Source organism: Ottowia sp. (genome assembly GCF_035325765.1).
In the GTDB taxonomy this organism is placed as follows: domain Bacteria; phylum Pseudomonadota; class Gammaproteobacteria; order Burkholderiales; family Burkholderiaceae_C; genus Ottowia.
This window is the reverse complement of the sequence record NZ_DAOKZG010000023.1, coordinates 1-19,464: the sequence shown is the minus strand read 5'-3', so window position 1 is coordinate 19,464 and position 19,464 is coordinate 1. Positions and strand designations below refer to the sequence as shown.

The 19,464-nt window shown below is 69.7% G+C and carries 14 protein-coding genes and 1 tRNA gene; 6 read left to right on the top strand and 9 right to left on the bottom strand.

Annotated elements, in window-relative coordinates:
* Positions 1–14: 14 nt before the first annotated feature.
* Together PKA16_RS09190 and PKA16_RS09185 are read right to left on the bottom strand one after the other, a co-directional pair.
* Positions 15–90, bottom strand: a tRNA-Ala gene (locus tag PKA16_RS09190).
* A 28-nt stretch (positions 91–118) separates the two neighbouring features.
* Entirely contained in the window at positions 119–1,465 is a 1,347-nt protein-coding gene (locus PKA16_RS09185) for a Gfo/Idh/MocA family oxidoreductase (protein WP_324402540.1), read from the bottom strand.
* Positions 1,466–1,568: 103 nt separating this feature from the next.
* Here PKA16_RS09185 and PKA16_RS09180 point away from each other — a divergent pair, with 103 nt between their 5' ends.
* Positions 1,569–2,657, top strand: coding sequence for a peptidoglycan-binding protein (locus tag PKA16_RS09180; RefSeq protein ID WP_324402538.1), 1,089 nt, complete (start codon positions 1,569–1,571; stop codon positions 2,655–2,657).
* Positions 2,658–3,044: 387 nt separating this feature from the next.
* On the opposite strand, the gene PKA16_RS09175 is transcribed toward PKA16_RS09180, so the two are convergent.
* On the bottom strand, positions 3,045–3,914 hold the full coding sequence (locus tag PKA16_RS09175) for an NAD(P)-dependent oxidoreductase (RefSeq protein ID WP_324402536.1): 870 nt from the start codon (positions 3,912–3,914) through the stop codon (positions 3,045–3,047).
* A gap of 158 nt (positions 3,915–4,072) precedes the next feature.
* Between PKA16_RS09175 and PKA16_RS09170 the strand changes: the two genes are divergently transcribed.
* Positions 4,073–4,960, top strand: coding sequence for an alpha/beta hydrolase (locus tag PKA16_RS09170; protein ID WP_324402534.1), 888 nt, complete (start codon positions 4,073–4,075; stop codon positions 4,958–4,960).
* Between the two features lie 20 nt (positions 4,961–4,980).
* On the opposite strand, the gene PKA16_RS09165 is transcribed toward PKA16_RS09170, so the two are convergent.
* Both PKA16_RS09165 and PKA16_RS09160 read right to left on the bottom strand, forming a co-directional pair.
* A complete protein-coding gene (locus PKA16_RS09165; protein ID WP_324402532.1) occupies positions 4,981–5,958 on the bottom strand; it encodes a GMP reductase in 978 nt (325 codons plus the stop codon).
* Positions 5,959–6,116: 158 nt separating this feature from the next.
* Positions 6,117–6,785 (bottom strand): helix-turn-helix domain-containing protein, encoded by a 669-nt coding sequence (locus PKA16_RS09160; RefSeq protein ID WP_324402530.1) that lies wholly within the window; start codon positions 6,783–6,785, stop codon positions 6,117–6,119.
* 150 nt (positions 6,786–6,935) lie between these two features.
* Here PKA16_RS09160 and PKA16_RS09155 point away from each other — a divergent pair, with 150 nt between their 5' ends.
* The 3 genes from PKA16_RS09155 (at position 6,936) to PKA16_RS09145 (ending at position 12,974) form a co-directional block, all read left to right on the top strand.
* Positions 6,936–8,570 carry an acyl-CoA dehydrogenase family protein gene (locus PKA16_RS09155; RefSeq protein WP_324402527.1) on the top strand — a complete coding sequence of 545 codons (1,635 nt, stop codon included), beginning with the start codon at positions 6,936–6,938 and terminating at the stop codon, positions 8,568–8,570.
* A gap of 68 nt (positions 8,571–8,638) precedes the next feature.
* A complete protein-coding gene (locus PKA16_RS09150; protein ID WP_324402525.1) occupies positions 8,639–10,147 on the top strand; it encodes an AMP-binding protein in 1,509 nt (502 codons plus the stop codon).
* 46 nt (positions 10,148–10,193) lie between these two features.
* Positions 10,194–12,974, top strand: a complete 2,781-nt coding sequence (locus PKA16_RS09145) for a UvrD-helicase domain-containing protein (protein WP_324402524.1) — start codon at positions 10,194–10,196, stop codon at positions 12,972–12,974.
* Positions 12,975–13,141: 167 nt separating this feature from the next.
* Here the strand turns inward: PKA16_RS09145 and PKA16_RS09140 are convergent, their stop codons facing one another.
* From PKA16_RS09140 to PKA16_RS09125, 4 genes are read right to left on the bottom strand one after another with little or no spacing between them, the layout of a single operon-like run.
* On the bottom strand, positions 13,142–14,212 hold the full coding sequence (locus PKA16_RS09140) for a PLP-dependent cysteine synthase family protein (RefSeq protein WP_324402522.1): 1,071 nt from the start codon (positions 14,210–14,212) through the stop codon (positions 13,142–13,144).
* Positions 14,209–15,015 (bottom strand): BPSS1780 family membrane protein, encoded by an 807-nt coding sequence (locus tag PKA16_RS09135; RefSeq protein ID WP_324402520.1) that lies wholly within the window; start codon positions 15,013–15,015, stop codon positions 14,209–14,211. The genes PKA16_RS09140 and PKA16_RS09135 overlap by 4 nt, the downstream gene beginning before the upstream one ends.
* The gene (locus tag PKA16_RS09130; protein ID WP_324402518.1) at positions 15,012–15,998 is read right to left on the bottom strand and encodes a homoserine kinase; all 987 of its coding nucleotides are present in this window, start codon (positions 15,996–15,998) and stop codon (positions 15,012–15,014) included. The genes PKA16_RS09135 and PKA16_RS09130 overlap by 4 nt, the downstream gene beginning before the upstream one ends.
* A gap of 7 nt (positions 15,999–16,005) precedes the next feature.
* Positions 16,006–16,308 (bottom strand): hypothetical protein, encoded by a 303-nt coding sequence (locus tag PKA16_RS09125; RefSeq protein ID WP_324402516.1) that lies wholly within the window; start codon positions 16,306–16,308, stop codon positions 16,006–16,008.
* A 111-nt stretch (positions 16,309–16,419) separates the two neighbouring features.
* Here PKA16_RS09125 and polA point away from each other — a divergent pair, with 111 nt between their 5' ends.
* Complete coding sequence (gene polA, locus PKA16_RS09120; RefSeq protein WP_324402514.1) at positions 16,420–19,182, top strand: DNA polymerase I; 2,763 nt, start codon at positions 16,420–16,422, stop codon at positions 19,180–19,182.
* The last annotated feature ends 282 nt before the right edge of the window (positions 19,183–19,464 follow it).

The following is a 19,464-nucleotide window of genomic DNA, read 5'->3' as shown; positions in this document are numbered from 1 at the left end:
GGGCGTTGAATTCGTGGTGGAGAGGAGGAGGATCGAACTCCCGACCTCCGCATTGCGAACGCGGCGCTCTCCCAGCTGAGCTACCCCCCCAACGCAAGCGTGGTATTTTAACGCGAAATCAGCCAGCCGGGGCGAGCTGGGTTTCGAGCGCCTTGCGGACCTGGAAGGCGCGCGTGCCGGCATCGATGGCGACGTCGTCCCAGCACAGCATCTGGCCCCTGGCGACCGGGCGCACGACCCGCACGTCGTGCGCCAGGCCGAGCGGCAGGCCGCCTTGGGCGAGCGAGCGGGCGGCGGGTTGCAGCTTGCCCCAGACGGTGTAGCCGCCTTCGCCGTCGAGCAGTTCGCCGGGCCGCAGGTCGCGCTTGGCGGTGGCGACGACGTCGGCGTGCCAGCCCTGCGCCGCGCCGGTGGCCTCGCCGCGCAGCACGACGCTGGCGACGCTGAAGCCCACTTCCAGGCCGATCAGGTGCCAGCGCTTGTAGAGCGTGAAGTAACGGCCCGAGTCGTCGGTGTGGACGTTGTATTCCTCGAAGCAGTGCTTGATGTAGTCGGTCTCGGCCTCGACCGTGACCCACACGCCCATGCGGATGTCGTAGTCGATCGGCGTGCCGTCGGGGCGCAGGCAGGAGATCACCTCGACCATGCCGCTGTGCTCGAGCACGCCGCCCTGGCTGCGCGGGCGCGTCAGGTTGGGGATGTCGGCGATGCTCCCGGGCGGATACTGCAGGCCCGCGGCGGGCACGGCCAGGCCGGTGGCGTTGGCCACGGCGGTGCTCTCGATCGCGGGCTTGCTGCCGTCGAGGAAGCTGTTGAACATCTTCGGGTTCAGGCCGCCGCGCTGCGCCTGCTCGGGCGTCAGGCCGTAGTAACCCCAGACGGTCTCGGGCGTGGACTCGCAGAAGTGCGGCAGCCACTTGTGGCCGCGGCCGGCCGCCACCACCGGGAAGCCGCAGGTGCGCGCCCAGTCGACGAGGTCGCAGATCAGGGCCGGCTGGTCGCCGAAGGCGAGCGAATAGACGACGCCGGCCGCAGCCGCGCGGCGCGCCAGCAACGGGCCGCAGAAGGCGTCGGCCTCGACTGTGACGTTGACGACGTGCTTGCGCTGCTCGAAGGCCGCCAGGCAGTGGTCGACGGCGGCGATGGGGTGACCGGTGCATTCGACCACGACGTCGATCGCCGGATGCCGCACCAGGGCCTGCCAGTCGTCGCCGACATGGGTCGTGCCGGCGCGCAGCGCGGCATCGATCGAGGCGGCGCTGGCGCGCTCGGCCGGCCAGCCGACGCGCGCCAGGCTGGCGCGTGCGTTGTCCGGAGACAGGTCGGCGATGGCGGCCAGGTGCACGCCGGGCGTGCGGGGCACCTGGGCCAGGTACATGGCGCCGAACTTGCCGGCGCCGATCAGGCCGACGCGGATGGGGCGGCCGGTGGCGGCGCGCTGTTGCAATTGCTGATGGAGGCTCATCGGGTGGTTTGGTGGTTCTTGTGGAGCCTGTAGCTTTTATCACGACGGCGTGCTCGCCGCCGGGTCGAACCGCGGCTCGAATTGCCGGATAATTTTTTCCATCATGACGCGACCTTTGATGATTTGCCTGCGTTCCGGCCTCGGGGCGGCGCTGCTGGCGGCTCTGGGTGCGGGCCCGCTGGCCGAGGCGGCGCCGCTGACGGTCGCACTGGCAAACACGACCGCGGCGCCAGCAGGGTCAGCGACCGCCGCCGCGCGATCCGCAGATGGCGTGGCGCGCCCCTTCAGCACGCCGGCGCCGCTGGCTCGGCCGTTGCGCCCGGGTCTGCAGGCGCCCGTGGTGCGTGAGTTGCAGGTGCGGTTGCGGCAGGCGAAGTTCCTGGCCGAGTACGACGTGCGCGACCGGTTCGACGCACCGACGCGGGACGCGGTGCGGAAGTTCCAGCGCAGCCTGGGACTGGCGGCCACCGGAGTGGTGGACCAGACGACCTGGGATGCGCTGCGTCTGCGCTCGCACGACCCGACCGAGGCCGAACTGGCGAACACCGACATCGGCCCCTGGTTCACGGCGCCGAACCAGCCAGGCTATGTCAAGGAGCTGCAGCACCGGCTGCGGCAGCTGCGGCTCTACCAGGGCGCGCTGGATGGCGAGCTGAACGCCGCCACGCGCGCGGCCATCGTGGCCTGGCGCGCGCGCGGCGGCTTGCCGGCCAGCGAGGTGATGGACGAGCGCAGCTGGCAGCGGCTGATCCGGCGCACGCACAACCCGCGCTACGCCGACCTGTTCGACGCGCCGCCCAGCAGCACGCTGGCGCAGGAGCTGGACCCGCGTTGCACCACCGGCAAGGTGGTGTGCATTTCCAAGCAGCAGCGCCGCATGTCCTACGTGGTCGATGGCCAGGTGCGCTTCACGCGCGAGGCGCGCTTTGCCATGCCGGGCTGGGACAGCCCGGAGGGCGAGTTCCGCGTCTGGTACCGCAACAGCGACACCGTCTCGCGCATCTTCGGCGAGCGCTTTCCCATGCCCTATGCCTTCTTCTACCAGGGCAACGTGGCGGTGCACTTCTCGCAGGACTTCGCGGACCGGGGCTACGCTGGCGGATCGCACGGCTGCAGCCAGCTGCGCGACTACCAGGTCGCCAAGTGGCTGTACGAGCAGGTCAAGGTGGGCGACAAGGTGGTCGTGTACTGAGGCGGCTTCGCAGGCACCCGGGTGCCGTTGCTTGCGCTCGCCAGTGCCGTGATGCGCGTGCCGGGCACGGCGTGAAGGCGTTGCGCACTCCGGTGCGCAAGGAATGCGAGGGGCATTCCCGTCCCGAGAGGTCGGGGCAGTGCTGGCGGCTGCATGACGCGCTCACCGAACCGGTGACCGGGATCGACGTGGACGAAGTCGGTGCTCCTGCGGATTTCGAGACGGTCACACGCGGTCGACCACAGCTCACGGGTCAAACCCATGACCCGTGACAGCGGCTCATGCCGTCATGATGCATGGCCGCTCCGTCGTTGAGGCGCGGCGAAGTCATCCGTCATTTGTCATTCGAAAGCGGGTTCGCATGAGCATGCGTCGCGCGCGGGGCGCTCAGCGCATGCCGTTGCGCCGCGCCAGTTCGACGAACAGGCCCGATTGATCGAGGCCGGCGTCGCCGTGCGCCACGCCATCGGCGTAGAGGCGCTCCAGCGCCTCCGTGATGGGGGCATCGAAGTCCATGGCGCGGGCGGTTTCGAGCGCATTGCGCAGGTCCTTGAGCTGTACCGTCATGCTGCCGCGTGGGGCGAAATCGCGTTGCAGCATGCGCTCGCCGTGCAGCTGCAGGATGCGGCTTTCGGCAAAACCGCCGCCGATCGCCTCGCGCACCTTCGCCGGGTCGGCGCCGCCGCGCTGGCACAGCAGCAGCGCCTCGGCGACCGCGCCGATGGTGATGCCGACGATCATCTGGTTGGCCAGCTTGGCCAGTTGCCCGGCACCGTGCGGGCCGACGTGGGTGGCGCGGCCGAGCACCTGGAACACGGGCCGCGCGCGCTCGAAGTCGGCGGCGTCGCCGCCCGCCATGATGGCGAGCGTGCCGGCCTCGGCGCCCACCGTGCCGCCCGAGACCGGCGCGTCGAGGTGACTGACGTTCTGGTCTGCCAGGCGCTCGGCATGCGCGCGCGCTTCGGCCGGCTTGATCGAGGCCATGTCGACGAACAGCGTGCCGGGCCGCATGGCGGCCGCGGCGCCCTGTTCGAACAGCACGTCGGCCACCACGGGGCCGTTTTCCAGCAGGCTGATGACGAGCTCGCCCGCGGCGGCGGCAGCAGCGACTGCGGGGTGCACGGTGGCGCCGTGCTGCGCCAGTGGCGCTGCCTTGGCCTGCGTGCGGTTCCACACGTGCACGTCGTGGCCGGCATCCAGCAGGCGGCGTGCCATCGGGAAACCCATGTGGCCGGTGCCGAGGACGGTGAGTCTCATGGTGTGCTCCTGAGCGGTGGTCGGGTCCGGCGCGCACGCCGATCCGACCCGGTGGCGCGGCGCGCCGCCGCGGGGCGCGGTGCGCGCGCCGAGGGTCCGATTCTGCCTGCGGTCGGCGCGCGCCGGGACGCCGCCGGTTTGCGACAATGGCGCCCATCATGCCCGACCCCGCCTTGTTCGCCCGCTCGCACCACCGCCAGGAGGAGCCCGACGTCCAGTGGCTCGAGCGCATGTACAACAACCGCCTGCGCGTGCCCGATCATGCGGACTACCTCGAGCGCTGGGCTGCCGAATCGGCGCGCGTGCGCGCGGCGCTGCCGTGCGAGATCGACGTGCCTTACGGCGGCGGGCCGGACGAGACGCTGGACGTGTTCGCGGCGCCGCAGCCGGGCGCACCGGTGGTGGTGTTCATCCATGGCGGCCATTGGAAGGCCATGGACAAGTCGCAGCACAGTTTTCTGGTGCCCGCGCTGCGCGATTCGGGGGCGATGGTGGTGCTGCCCAACCACGCGCTGGCGCCGAAGGCGAGCATTCCGGGCATCACCCTGCAGATGGCGAGCGCCGTGGCCTGGAGCTGGCGCCACGCGCGGCGCTATGGTGGCGATGCGCGTCGCATCGTGGTGATCGGCCATTCCGCCGGCGGGCAACTCGCAGCGATGATGCTGGCCTGCGCGTGGAACGTCTTCGACCCGGCCTTGCCGCCGCGCGTGGTGGGCGGCGCGCTGGGCATCTCGGGGCTGTACGACCTGGAGCCGCTGATGCACACGCCGAGCCTGCAGGAGGCGCTGCGCCTGACGCCGCGCCAGGTGCAGGAGGCCAGCCCGGCACGTCTGCCGGCGCCCGCGCACGGCCGGCTGCTTGCCGTGGTGGGCGGCGACGAGAGCGGCGAGTACCTGCGCCAGAACCAGCTGATCCGCCAGGCCTGGGGCCGCGAGCGCGTGCCGCTGGCGGCCGCGCTGCCGGGTCTCAATTACTTCAGCATTCTCGACGCGCTGGCCAGGCCGGGCCGCCGGCTGAACCGACTGGCACGCGAGCTGATGCGCTGAAGGGCTGCCGTGCCGCAGCCCTACATCAGCAGGTGCTCGCCCGAGTTCTCGCCGCCCAGGATCACGTAGTTGACCTTGCGCACGTCCATCAGCGTGCGCCCGCCCGCGTAGCTGATCGAGCTTTGGACGTCCTGCTCCATCTCGATCAGGGTGTCGGCCAGCTTGCCCTTGATCGGCTCGAGGATGCGCTTGCCCTCGACGTGGCGGTACTCGCCCTTGTTGAAGTCGCTGGCGGATCCGTAATACTCCTTGTAGAGTTCGCCGTCGACCTCCACGGTGCGCCCGGGCGATTCGACGTGGCCGGCGAACAGCGAGCCGATCATCACCATCGAGGCGCCGAAGCGCACGCTCTTGGCGATGTCGCCATGGCTGCGGATGCCGCCGTCGGCGACGATCGGCCTGGTGGCCACGCGCGCGCACCACTTGAGCGCCGAGAGCTGCCAGCCGCCGGTGCCAAAGCCGGTCTTGAGCTTGGTGATGCAGACCTTGCCCGGCCCGACGCCGACCTTGGTGGCGTCGGCGCCCCAGTTCTCCAGGTCGATCACGGCTTCGGGCGTGGCGACGTTGCCGGCGATGACGAAGCTGGCCGGCAGCTTGCCCTTGATGTGGCCGATCATGTCGCGCACCGAGTCGGCGTGGCCGTGCGCGATGTCGAGCGTGATGTACTCGGGCACCAGGCCTTCGGCAGCGAGCTGGTCGACGGTGGCGTAGTCGGCCGGCTGCACGCCCAGCGAGATGCTGGCATAGAGGCCGCGCGCCCGCATGTCGCGCACGAACTGGAGGTTGTCCAGGTCGAAGCGGTGCATCACGTAGAAGTAGCCGTTCTGTGCCAGCCAGGCGCACAGCGGCTCGTCGACCACGGTCTTCATGTTGGCAGGCACCACCGGCAGCTTGAAGCGGCGCGGGCCGAATTCGACGCTGGTGTCGCATTCGCTGCGGCTTTTCACGCGGCACTTGCGCGGCAGCAGCAGGATCTGGTCGTAGTCGAAGATTTGCATGGCGTTCCAAGCTCCAATCAGGCAGTGGGAGAGAGGGCGCTTGGCCTGGCCGCCGGTCCTCGCGCGCCGCGTCGTGCGGGCACAAAAAACCGGGCCAAGAAATCTTGGGCCCGGTGCCCGATTGTAGGGGGTTTGCGGTCCGGCCGGCGCACGCCGGCTCAGCGGCGCGCTGCGTGCAGGTAGGCGCCGATGGCCTCGCTTGCCATGCGCCGCAGCGCCGCGTTGTCGGGTCCGTCGGGGTGCGTCAGGTGCTGGTTCGCGAACAGGCCGTACAGGATGGCCTGGGCCACGCGTGCCGCCTCGCGCGGTGGCTGGTGTGCCGGCCAGTCGGTGGCGGCGCCGATCGCCTCGGCCCAGGCGTCGACGAAGCGTTCGTACATCTCCAGATAGGCTTCCAGGCTGGAGAAATGACGTTCCAGCAGGTAGTGCGCGGCCCATTCGCGCGGCCGCTCGCGGTGGCGCGCCAGCATCGCGTCGACCACCGCCACCACGATCTGCGCCAGCGGCATGCCGGCGTGGCGCCCAGCCGCGCCGCGCAGGGCCAGCAGCAGCGCCTTGCTGCGCAGGTGCAGGCTGACGCGCGCCAGGTCATCCATGCTGGCGTAGTAGTCGTAGAAGCTGCCAAGCGCGGTGCCGGCCACCAGGGTGACCTCGCGCACGGTCACTCCGGCGTAGCCGCGCTCCACCAGAACGCGAACAAAGGCCTCGCGCAGCGCCCGCGCCGTGTGCCGCGCGCGGGCCTGCTGCGGACGCCGGCGCGGCCCCGGCGGCCCGGGAGGCGGGCGCTTGCGGGCGCTGGTGCGAGTGGGCCGGGGCAATGGTTTCATGGCAGGTCGAATCCGAACACGCCTGCAGCCTGGGCTGCCTAGAATTTTCGGACGGGCTGACCTCTCGATTGTGCGACGCAGGACGCGCGCCGGGGTCGGCCGGGAAATCCCCCGCGCCCGCCATCCGGCGGGCCACAGCAGGAGTGCATCATGATCGGCATCCATCCGAACAACCAGGTCCCCACGCTCGAGGACTACAACCTCTACACCAGCGATCCGGTGCTGCGCCGCGCGGTCGAACGCGGCGGCGCCCGGTGGCGCGACGCCGAGCTGGCGCGCCAGGGCGCCGAATACGGCGCGGCGGACACGCTGCGCGCGGGCGAGGAGGCAAACCGCCACGCGCCCGAGCTGAATGCCTATTCGGCCCAGGGCGAGCGTATCGACGAAGTGCGCTTCCATCCCGCCTGGCACCAGATGATGGCGCTGGCGCGGCGCAACGGCATCTGCAACCTGCCGCAGTTCGATGCGCGCCCCTCGGCCTGGGTGGCCTACGGCGCGACCATCTACATGCACTGCCAGGTCGAGGCCGGCTCGACCTGCCCGAGCACCATGACCAAGGCCAGCATCCCGCTGCTGCGCCGCAACCCGGAGTTGTGGGGCGTGCTCGAGCCGCTGCTGGCCTCGACCGACTACGACGCACGCGACGTGCCGCTGGCGGGCAAACGCTCGATCAGCGTCGGCATGGGCATGACCGAGAAGCAGGGCGGCAGCGACCTGCGCACCAACACCACGACCGCCGAGCCGGCCGGCCACGGCGCCTGGGGCGATGAGTACCGCATCAACGGCCACAAGTGGTTCTTCTCGGCGCCGATGTGCGACGGCCACCTGGTGCTGGCGCGCGCCGAGGAGGGCGGCCAGACCTGCTTCTTCGTGCCGCGCTGGCGCCCGGATGGCAGCAAGAATGGCGTGAACATCCTGCGCCTGAAGGACAAGGTGGGCGACCGCTCCAACAGCAGCAGCGAGGTCGAGTTCCACGACGCCTGGGGCGTGCGCGTGGGCGAACTCGGGCGCGGCATCGCCACCACCATCGAGATGGCGAGCCACACGCGGCTGGATTGCGCCCTGGCCGGCGCCGGCATCATGCGCCAGGCGCTGGTGCAGGCGCTGCACTACGCGCGCGGTCGCCACGCCTTCGGCAAGGTGCTGGCCGAGCAGCCGGCGATGACGGCGCTGCTGGCCGACATGGCGCTCGAGGTCGAGGCGGCGCTGCTGCTGGCGCTGGACCTGGCCGGACGCTACGGCCTGGACGACGCACTCGACACTGCCTGGCGGCGCATCGTCACGCCGGCCGCCAAGTTCTGGAACTGCAAGCGCTCGGTCGCCTTCACCGGCGAGGCGATGGAGGTGTTCGGCGGCAACGGCTACGTCGAGACCGGGCCGATGGGGCGGCTGTTTCGCCAGGCGCCGGTCAACTCGATCTGGGAAGGCTCGGGCAACGTGATGTGCCTGGACGTGCTGCGCGCCGTCTCGCGCCAGCCCGAGGACGCCGCCCGGCTGCTGGAGAACTTGCAGGAGACGGCGTCGCAGGAGCCGCTGCTGGCGGCCCAGGTCGACTGGCTGCGCGCGGCACTGGGACGGCCCGAGGCGCTCGAGCCGCAGGCGCGGCGCTTTGCCCAGCGCCTGGTGCTGACGGTGCAGGGTTGCCTGATGCTGCGCCACGCCAGCAGCCAGGCCGCGGGCGCCTTCATTGCCAGCCGCTTCGGCCCGGACTGGGGTGCGGTGCTGGGCGCCGATTGCGGCACCGAGGATCCGGCTGCCCTGCTGCAGGGCGTGTGGGCCGATTGACTGCCGGTCCGGAGCGCTTTGCAGGCGCAGCGGCCTGGCGCCTGGTCGCCGACACGAGGAGACATGCCATGATCGATTTCGTATCCGTGCTGGATCAGCAGGCGCGCACGCGTGCCGACCGGCTGGCACTGCGCGCCGAGGGGCGCGACTGGAACTACGCCGAGCTGGCCGACGCCACGCGCCACGCCGCCAGCGTGCTGCGCGACTGCGGCGTCGGCGCCGGCGACCGCGTGGCACTGTTCAACTACAACACGCCCGGCTTCGTGTTCGCGCTGTTTGGCGCCTGGCGGCTGAAGGCCGCGGTGGTGCCGGTCAACCACAAGCTGCAGGCGCCCGAAGTGGAGTACATCCTGGGCCACAGCGGCGCCCGGCTGTGCGTGCTGGACGCCGCGCTGGCCCCGGTGGCACGGCGCGTGGCGGGTGACACGCGCTGGCTCGCCACCGCGGGCAGCGCCGACGGCATGGAATCGTTCGATGAGCTGCTCGCACGCGCGACGCCGCACGACGCCGGCGGCGAGGTGCCGGATGGCGCAACGCTGGCCGAGGTACTCTACACCTCGGGCACCACCGGCCGGCCCAAGGGTTGCCTGCACAGCCACGCCAACCTCTTCCACACCGCCATCTGCTGCGCCGCCGCGGTCTCGATGACGCCCGCCGACCGCAACCTGACGGCGATGCCGATCTGGCATTCGTCGCCGCTCAACAACTGGTTCCTGAGCACGCTGCTGATGGGGGGCGCCAACGTGCTGCTGCGCGAATACGCCCCGCAGGCCTTCATCGAGACGCTGGCGCAGGATCGCATCACCTTCACCTTCGGCGCGCCAATCGCATTCCTGGCACCGTTGCAGGCGGTGCCCGACCTGGCGCGTCATGACCTGAGTGCGATGCGCCTGTGGACCTGCGGCGGCGGGCCGCTGAGCGCCGAGAACACGCGCCGGCTGGTGGCCGGCTACCGGACCGACCGCATCATGCAGGTCTACGGCATGACCGAGTCCGGCCCCATGGGCACCGTGCTCTACCCCGAGGAGGCGATCGACAAGGCGGGCTCGATCGGCCGCTGCGGCACCGCCGGCGTGCTGCTCGAACTGCGGCGCGACGACGGCAGCCTGTGCGGCCCGGGCGAGGTCGGCGAGATCCACCTGCGCACCGCCGCCATGATGCAGGGCTACCTGGACAACCCCGAGGCCACCGAGCAGGCGTTCACGCCCGACGGCTGGTACCGCAGCGGCGACCTGGCGCGCATCGACGAAGACGGCTACATGTACATCGCCGACCGCAGCAAGGACATGATCGTCACCGGCGGCGAGAACGTGTATTCCAAGGAAGTCGAGGACGCGCTGTCGGGTCATCCGGACGTGATGCAGGTTGCCGTCATCGGCCGCCCGCACCCGGACTGGGGCGAGACCGTGACCGCGTTCGTCGTCGCCAGGCCCGGCAGCTCGCTGGATGATGCGGCGCTCAGGGCCTTCCTCGAACCGCGCCTGGCGCGCTACAAGATCCCGCGCATCTACGAGTTCCGCGATGCCTTGCCGCACACCCCCAGCGGCAAGATCCAGAAGCACCTCCTGCGCGGATAGGCCGACCAGGAGGCGCGACCGGGGCGCGGCTTCCTACAATTGCCGGATGACTTCCGACCCGGCCGCGCCAGCCCTCGACCTGCCCCTGCTGGCCGGCCTCAACCCCGAACAGAAGGCCGCCGTCACCCTGCCGCCCGAGCACGCGCTGATCCTGGCCGGTGCCGGATCCGGCAAGACGCGGGTGCTGACCACGCGCATCGCCTGGCTGCTGCAGACCGGGCAGGTCTCGCCGGGCGGCCTGCTGGCCGTCACCTTCACCAACAAGGCGGCCAGGGAGATGCTGACGCGCCTGTCGGCCATGCTGCCCTTGAGCGTGCGCGGCATGTGGATCGGCACCTTCCACGGCCTGGCCAACCGCTTCCTGCGCGCGCACCACCAACTCGTCGGGCTGCCGCAGGCGTTCCAGATCCTGGACACGCAGGACCAGCTGTCGGCGATCAAGCGCCTGTGCAAGGAGTTTGATGTCGACGCCGACCGCTACCCGCCGCGCCAGTTGCAGTGGTTCATCGCCGGCTGCAAGGAGGACGGCCTGCGTCCGCGTGACGTGGAGGCGCGCGACAGCGAGACGCGGCGCAAGGTCGAGCTCTACCAGCTCTATGACGCGCAGTGCCAGCGCGAGGGCGTGGTCGATTTCGGCGAACTGATGCTGCGCAGCTACGAGCTGCTGCGCGACCACGACGCCGTGCGTGCGCACTACCGGCGGCGCTTTCGCCACATCCTGATCGACGAGTTCCAGGACACGAACCGCCTGCAGTACGCCTGGATCAAGCTCATCGCCGGCCTGCCGGAGGAGGGCGGGGGCGGCGCCATCCTGGCCGTGGGCGACGACGACCAGAGCATCTATGCGTTTCGCGGCGCGCGCGTGGGCAACATGGCCGATTTCGTGCGCGAGTTCGGGGTGCGGCACCAGATCAAGCTGGAGCAGAACTACCGCAGCCACAGCAACATCCTGGATGCCGCCAACGCGCTGATCCGCCACAACCAGCAGCGGCTGGGCAAGAACCTGCGCACCGACCAGGGCGCCGGCGAGCCGGTCCGCGTGGTCGAGGCGCCGACCGACTTTGCCGAGGCCGAGTGGGTGGTCGAGGAGCTGAGCCAGCTCGTCGCGCAGGAGGGGTACGAGAGGCGCGAGATCGCCGTGCTGTATCGCAGCAACGCGCAAAGCCGGGTGCTGGAGACGCAGCTGTTCAACGCCGGCGTGCCGTACCGCGTCTACGGCGGGCTGCGCTTCTTCGAGCGCGCCGAGGTCAAGCACGCGCTGGCCTACCTGCGCCTGCTGGAGAACCCGCACGACGACACCAGCTTCCTGCGCGTCGCCAACTTCCCGCCGCGCGGCATCGGTGCGCGCAGCGTCGAACAGTTGCAGGATGCGGCGCGCGCGGCCGGCTGCTCGCTGCACGACGCCGTCAGCTCCCTGAGCGGACGCGCCGGGGCCAACCTGGGCGCCTTCGTCGCGCTGGTGGATGTGATGCGCGAGCAGACCGCGGGGAAGACGCTGCGCGAGATCATCGAGCTGGTGCTGCAGGGCAGCGGCCTGGTGGAGCATTACCGGCACGAGAAGGAGGGCCAGGACCGGGTCGAGAACCTGGGCGAGCTGGTCAACGCCGCCGAGAGCTTCGTCACGCAGGAGGGCTTTGGTCGCGACGCGGTGGCGCTGCCGGTGGACGAACTGGGCCAGCCGCTGACGCAGAGTCCGGCCAGCCAGGGGCTGATTCAACTGCCATCGTCATCGGATGACGAGATAGAAGATTCTGATGAGGCTTTAGATCGCGAATTGACAGCGGAGCTTGGAACATCGCCGCTTTTGGCGATTGTGAGCGTAGAGAAAAGCGACAAGGTGAAGTGCGAATGTCCTGAATGCACCCGCTATGTTCATAGCAAAGTGCATATCGTGGAGACTGGTGATCGAGTACTGCGATTTGGCTCCGCGTGCTTTGCAAGGACCTTTCCCGAAGCTTACAGCGCAAGATATGAATCGGAAGAGAAGCTGTCCAAAGAGAAAGTGGAGCTTCTCAAGAACGACGTTGCGGGTTTGGCTGCGCTGATTAGGAATGAATTTCTGGAAAAGCGACGTGTTGGGCTACGGGGCAGGAAAGCAGCGGAAAGGCGTTCTCGCGCTGCGGTTGCGGCAATCCGGCCTCAAATCAACACTCAATGGATTGAGCAACCAATAGTACATACCGACACCGGCGAAACTCTGTCGCCCTTGGCTGCCTTCCTGACCCACGCCGCGCTGGAGGCCGGCGACAACCAGGCCCAGGCTGGCGAGGACGCGGTGCAGCTGATGACGGTGCACGCCAGCAAGGGGCTGGAGTTCGACGCCGTCTTCATCACCGGGCTGGAGGAGGGCCTGTTCCCGCACGAGAATGCGCTCAGCGACCAGGGCGGGCTGGAGGAGGAGCGGCGCCTGATGTATGTCGCCATCACGCGTGCGCGCCGGCGCCTGTACCTGAGTCACGCGCAGACCCGCCTGCTGCACGGCCAGACGCGCTACAACCTGCGCAGCCGCTTCCTGGACGAACTGCCCGAGGAGGTGCTGAAGTGGATCACGCCGCAGCGCGGCGGCTTTGCCTCGATCGCGCCGGTGCCGGCGACGCCACGCACGAGCTGGCTGGACGCGGTGCGCAGCGTGTCGCACGAAGAAGCCCCGGTTTCGTCCGGCGCCGTCATCCGCAAGGGCTTGACGGTGTTCCACAACAAGTTCGGCGAGGGCCAGGTGCTGGGGGTCGAGGGCAGCGGCGACGAGGCTCGCGCCCAGGTGCAGTTCCGTCGCCACGGCACCAAGTGGCTGGCGCTGGCGGTGGCGAAGCTGACGGTGGTCGAGTGAAAGATGACCCCCCTATGTCGCTGCGCTTCTTCCCCCAGGGGGACGCACCCGGTGTCCAGGGGGACCCCGGCCACGGGTGCCCGCGACTGGCCTGCTCCGCGGCCATTGGAACCGAGTTGTCTCCTGCGATGCGGGTGGCGCGCAGCGCCATGGATGACTGAGATGAATCAACCCGGCGCCCAGGCGCCGCTGTCGCAGGCGGCTTCCAGGCGCCGCACCCAGGGCGCGATGTCGTGCCCCTGGGCGCGCAGCCAGGCATCGTCGTAGCAGGTGTCGAGGTAGCGCTCGCCACCGTCGCAGGCCAGGGTGACGATGGAGCCAGCCTCGCCGCGTGCACGCATCTCGCTGGCGAGCTGCAGCGCGCCGCAGAAGTCGGTGCCGGTGGAGCCGCCGAAGCGCCGCCCGAGGCGCTGCTCGAGCACGCGCAGGGCGGCAAAGCTGGCGGCGTCGGGCACGCGCAGCATGCGGTCGATCACGCCCGGGACGAAGGACGGCTCGACGCGCGGGCGGCCGATGCCCTCGATGCGCGAGGGCCGGTCGGTCGTCACCTCGGGCCGCGTGCGGTCGTTCCAGTAGTCGAAGAAGACCGAGTGCTCGGGATCGACCACGCAGAGCTCGCTGGCGTGGCCCTGGTAGCGCAGGTAGCGCCCGATGGTGGCCGAGGTGCCGCCGGTGCCGGCACCGACCACGATCCAGCGCGGCACCGGATGCGGCTCGGCGCGCATCTGGGTGAAGATCGATTCGGCGATGTTGTTGTTGCCGCGCCAGTCGGTGGCGCGCTCGGCGTGCGTGAACTGGTCCATGTAGTGGCCGCCGCATTCGCGCGCCAGCCGCGCCGCTTCGCCGTAGACCTGGTCGCCGCGCTCGACGAAGTGGCTGCGCCCGCCGTAGAAGGCGATCTGCGCCACCTTGGCGGCCGAGGTGCTGCGCGGCATCACGGCGACGAAGGGCAGGCCCAGCAGGCGGGCGAAATAGGCCTCCGACACCGCCGTGCTGCCGGATGACGACTCGATCACCGTCGTGCCCTCGCGGATCCAGCCGTTGCACAGGCCGTACAGGAACAGCGAGCGCGCCAGCCGGTGCTTGAGGCTGCCGGTGGGATGCGTCGATTCGTCCTTCAGGTAGATCTGCACGCCCGCCAGCGCCGGCAGCTCGATCGGGAACAGGTGCGTGTCGGCCGAGCGCTGGAAGTCGCGCTCGATGCGCCGCACGGCCTCGGCCACCCAGGGTGTGGTCATGCCTGCGGGCCGGCGGGCGGCGGGGTGTCGTCACCCTCCGCAAAGGAATCGCGGAAGGTGAACCAGAGCGAGGTGAAGAAGATCGCCGCCAGCACCAGCGACAGCGGGAACATGGCGGTGGCGACCACCGTGGCGCCGGCGCTGGAACTGTTCAGCAGCATGAACAGCAGCAGCGCCATGCCGGCGCCGAACGACAGCATCAGCCACAGCGCGCCATACAGCAGGAAGGCGCGCGCGTTGCGCAGCACCGCCACGAAGCTGAAGAAAAGGCTCTTGACCGGCGGCACGGCGTGCCAGTGCACCAGTGCCGGCGCGTGCCAGAAGGCAAGCGAGATCGGCAGGTAGAGCAGGGTGCTGACCCACAGCGCGGTGCGCAGGCGCGGGTCGTCCGCCAGTTCCTGCGACAGGCTGATCTGGCCCAGGTAGATCTGGGCCAGGCTGCCGCCGTCGATCAGGGCGGTGATGCCCAGCACGGCCAGCACGGCCAGTGCGTACAGCGCGCCCAGCAGCAGCATGGCCCGTGTCTCGTCCCGCCCCTGGCGCAGGGCGACGAACAAGGTGTTGGGGAACGGGAAGCGTCCGGCCTCGGCCTCGCGCGTGCCCGCCATCAGGCCGACCGTGAAGGCCGGCACCAGCGCCAGCGCGATGAACATGCCCACCAGTGGAATGATGGCGACCAGCGACAGCGTCGCGACGAACATCAGGAACAGTCCGATCAGTGCCACCGGCCGCTTGAAGAAGGTGCGCACGCTGGCCAGCACCCACTGGGCGCCGGTGCTGGCGGGGACGATGTTCAGCTTCATGCCGTCAGGGGTTGGTCCACGCGCCGGCGCAGCACGCGCTCGAAGTGGCGCGGGTCGTGCGGGGTCAGCAGGTGGGCGGTGCGCGGCAGGTGGTAGTCCCACAGGCGCGAGATCCAGAAGCGCAGCGCCCCGGCACGCAGCATGGCCGGCAGCAGGCGGCGCTCGGCGCCGGTGAGCGGGCGCACGGCCTGGTAGGCATCCAGCAGGGCCTGCGTGCGCGCGGCATGCATGGCGCCGCTCGCCAGGTCGATGGCCCAGTCGTTCAGCGCCACGGCCAGGTCGAACAGCCAGGTGTCGACGCCGGCGAAGTAGAAATCGAAGAACCCGGTCAGCACCGGCTGCTCGGCCGTGCCCTCGAACATCACGTTGTCGCGAAACAGGTCGGCGTGCACGGCGCTGCGTGGCAGGGCGGCGTAGGTGCTGCTGGCGGCGACGTGGTTCTGGTAGGCCAGCTCGCTGCGCAGCAGCGTGGCCTGCGCCTCGTCCAGGTGCGGCAGCACCACCGGGGCCACCTCGTTCCACCAGGCCAGGCCGCGCAGGTTGGGCTGGCGGCGTTCGTAGTCGCGCGCCGCCAGGTGGGCGCGTGCCAGCATCTCGCCGACGGCGGCGCAGTGCGCCGGACCGGGATTCAGCTCGCTCTTGCCGCGCAGGCGGTTCACCACGGTGGCGGGCTTGCCATGCAGGGTGTGCAGCAGGTCGTCCTCCTGCGGACCCACGGGCATGCCCTCGGGCTTGGCCTGCGGGTCGGGCACCGGCACGCCGTGTTCGGCCAGATGCTTCATGAGGTGCAGGTAGAACGGCAGCTGGGCGTGCGTCAGGCGCTCGAACAGCGTCAGCACCCATTCGCCTTCGGTCGTGCTGGCGAAGTAGTTGGTGTTTTCGATGCCGCCCTCGATGCCGCGCAGCCTGGTCAGTTCGCCCAGGCCGAGGGCTCGCAGCAAGGCCCCGGCCTCATCCGCGGAGACTTCCGTGTAGACCGCCATGCGGGAATCAGAACTGCAGGATCTTCCAGGTGCGCGGGCCGGCGCTGCCCGGCCCCGCTTCGTTCGGTGACGGGCGCGCCGCTCCCACCGGCTGCACATCGTACGCCGGCACTGCCGTCTTGGGCTGCACCGTGATGCGCTGGGTCTGGCCGCCAGCGCGCAATTCATCGATGCGGCTGCCGCTGTCTTCCACCTGGATGCGCTCGATGCGCTGGTTCTGCCGATCGTGCGCGACCGGCGCGTCGGCTGCCACCGGAGCGGTCTGGGCCTGCGTGCCGGTGGCCGCAGCGAGCAACAGGACGGGAAGCATCCGGCAAAGGGTGTGCATGCGCCCGATTGTAGGCGGCCCGGTGCGCGCCCGACGGCTTCGGGCGCAGGGCACGGCTGGCGCCGCGGCGGGTCGCCCGTGCACAATGCCGGCATGAGCGATGCCTCTCGTGCCGATGCGCCGCGCCTGCTGCTGGTCGACGGCTCCAGCTACCTGTACCGGGCGTTTCATGCCATGCCGGACCTGCGCGCCGATCCGGCCGACCGCAACAGCCAGCCCACGGGCGCGATCCGCGGCATGGTCAACATGCTGAACGCGCTGCGCAAGGAGTACCCGGACGCGCCCTACGCGGTCTGTGTGTTCGATGCGCCGGGGCCGACCTTCCGGGACGAGATCTACCCGGACTACAAGGCGAGCCGTGCCCCGATGCCCGATGACCTGCGCAGTCAGATCGGGCCGATCCACGAAGTGGTTGGCCTGCTGGGCTGGAAGGTGCTGGCCGTGCCCGGCATCGAGGCCGATGACGTCATCGGCACGCTGGCGCAGGCGGCGGCGGACCAGGGACTGGAGGTCGTCATCTCCAGCGGCGACAAGGACCTCGCCCAGCTCGTCACCGACCGCATCCACATCATCGACACCATGAGTGGCAAGCGCCGCGATCTGGCCGGCGTGCAGGCCGAGTTCGGTGTCGCGGCGGCGCAGATGCTGGACTACCAGACCCTGGTCGGCGACGCCATCGACAACGTGCCGGGGGTGGACAAGGTGGGCCCGAAGACCGCCGCCAAATGGCTGGCCGAATACGGGTCGCTGGATGCCATCGTGGCGCATGCCGACGCGATCAAGGGCGCCGCTGGCCAGAACCTGCGCGCCGCGCTCGACTGGCTGCCCACCGGGCGCAAGCTGCTGCAGATTCGCACCGATTGCGACCTCGCCGGGTACGTCGATGGCTTGCCGGCACTGGATGCGGTGGCGGTCCAGCCCGAGCAGGCGGGGGAGCTCGCGGCCTTCTACGAGCGCTATGGCTTCCGCACGCTGGCGCGGGCGCTGCGCGCGGCGCGGGCCACCGACGCGGGTGATCCGGCGGGCGAGGACGCGGCGGGCGACGGCGACGCGGGCGCCGTGCGCTACGAGGTGATCCAGGACTGGCGCGCGTTCGAGCGCTGGCTGGCGCGCATCGAGGCGGCGGAGCTGACGGCCTTCGACACCGAGACCACCTCGATCGACCAGGCCGAGGCGCGCATCGTCGGCCTGTCATTCAGCGTGGAACCGCTGGAGGCCGCCTATATTCCGCTGGCGCACGACGGCCCCGACGCGCCGCACCAGCTGCCACTGGACGAGGTGCTGGCGCGCCTGAAGCCCTGGTTCGGGAACCCGGCGTGCCGGAAGCTCGGCCAGCACATCAAGTACGACCGCCACGTGCTGGCCAACCATGGCGTCGAGGTCGCCGGCTACGTGCACGACACCATGCTGCAGAGCTACGTGCTCGAGGTGCACCGGCCGCACAACCTGGCGAGCCTGGCCGAGCGGCACCTGGGCCGCGGCGGCATCCAGTACGAGGATCTGTGCGGCAAGGGCGCGCACCAGATTCCGTTCTCCCAGGTGCCGGTGGAGCAGGCGGCGCGCTATTCCTGCGAGGATTCGGACCAGACGCTGGCCGTGCACCGCGTGCTCTGGCCGAAGCTGCAGGCCAACGAGCGCCTGCGCGGCATCTACGAGCTGGAGATCGCCTGCAGCGAGGTGCTGTATCGCATCGAGCGCCATGGCGTGCTGCTCGACACCGCCCTGTTGCGCCGCCAGAGCGAGGAGCTGGGCCAGCGCATCGTGGCCCTGGAGCACGAGGCGCACGAGCTGGCGGGCCAGCCCTTCAACCTGGGCTCGCCCAAGCAGATCGGCGAGATCTTCTTCGACAAGCTGGGCCTGCCGGTGGTCAAGAAGACCGCCACCGGCCGGCCCAGCACCGACGAGGAGGTGCTGGAGAAGCTGGCCGAGGACTATCCGCTGCCGGCGCGCATCCTCGAGCACCGGGGCCTGTCCAAGCTCAAGGGCACCTACACCGACAAGCTGCCGCAGCTGGTCGACGCGCAGGGCCGCGTGCATACCCACTTCGCCCAGGCCGTGGCCGTCACCGGCCGGCTGGCCAGCAACGACCCGAACCTGCAGAACATCCCGGTGCGCACGCCCGAGGGGCGGCGCATCCGCGAGGCCTTCATCGCGCCGCCCGGCCACGTCGTCGTCAGCTGCGACTACAGCCAGATCGAGCTGCGCATCATGGCCCACCTGTCGGACGACGCGGCGCTGCTGAAGGCCTTCCACGACGGCATGGACGTGCACCGCGCCACCGCCAGCGAAGTGTTCGGCGTGGCGCCGGATCAGGTCAGCAGCGAGCAGCGGCGCTACGCCAAGGTGATCAACTTCGGCCTCATCTACGGCATGAGCAGCTACGGCCTGGCGCGCAACCTGGGCATCGACGGCACGGCGGCGAAGAACTACATCCAGCGTTATTTCGAGCGCTATCCCGGCGTCAAGCGCTACATGGACGAAACGCGCGAGCTGGCGCGCAAGCAGGGCTACGTCGAGACCGTGTTCGGCCGCCGCCTGTACCTGCCCGAGATCAACTCACCCAACGGGCCGCGCCGCGCCGGTGCCGAGCGCGCCGCCATCAACGCGCCGATGCAGGGCACGGCGGCGGACCTGATCAAGAAGAGCATGGTTGCCGTGCAGCAGGCCATCGACGGCCAGCAGCGCGCCAGCCGCATGATCCTGCAGGTGCACGACGAACTGGTGCTGGAGGTGCCCGACGGCGAGGTCGACTGGGTGCAGGTCGAGCTGCCGCGCCTGATGGCGAGCGTGGCCGCGCTCAAGGTGCCGCTGGTGGCCGAGGTCGGCGTGGGGCCGAACTGGGAGCGGGCACACTGAGCGTTTACCCACTGAAGAGCTTGCTTGCTGTATGCAACTTTCGATCGACGCGCATCGCGTGCGCTAAGCGCTATGCAGACGATGTGACTACGAGACCACATTTCGCCAAAAAATACCGAGATAAGTTGCTGAGAACAGCCAGATGTCGAGTGCAAGCATGTAAAATAGTGTGTAAATTACATCATTAGGTTCACAAAAATTGCAATTCTTGGTGCAAAATTAATCAATTAGGGAAGGTCTGAACAACCCCGTCTTTTGGCCGGCGAGATCGTAATTGTCCAG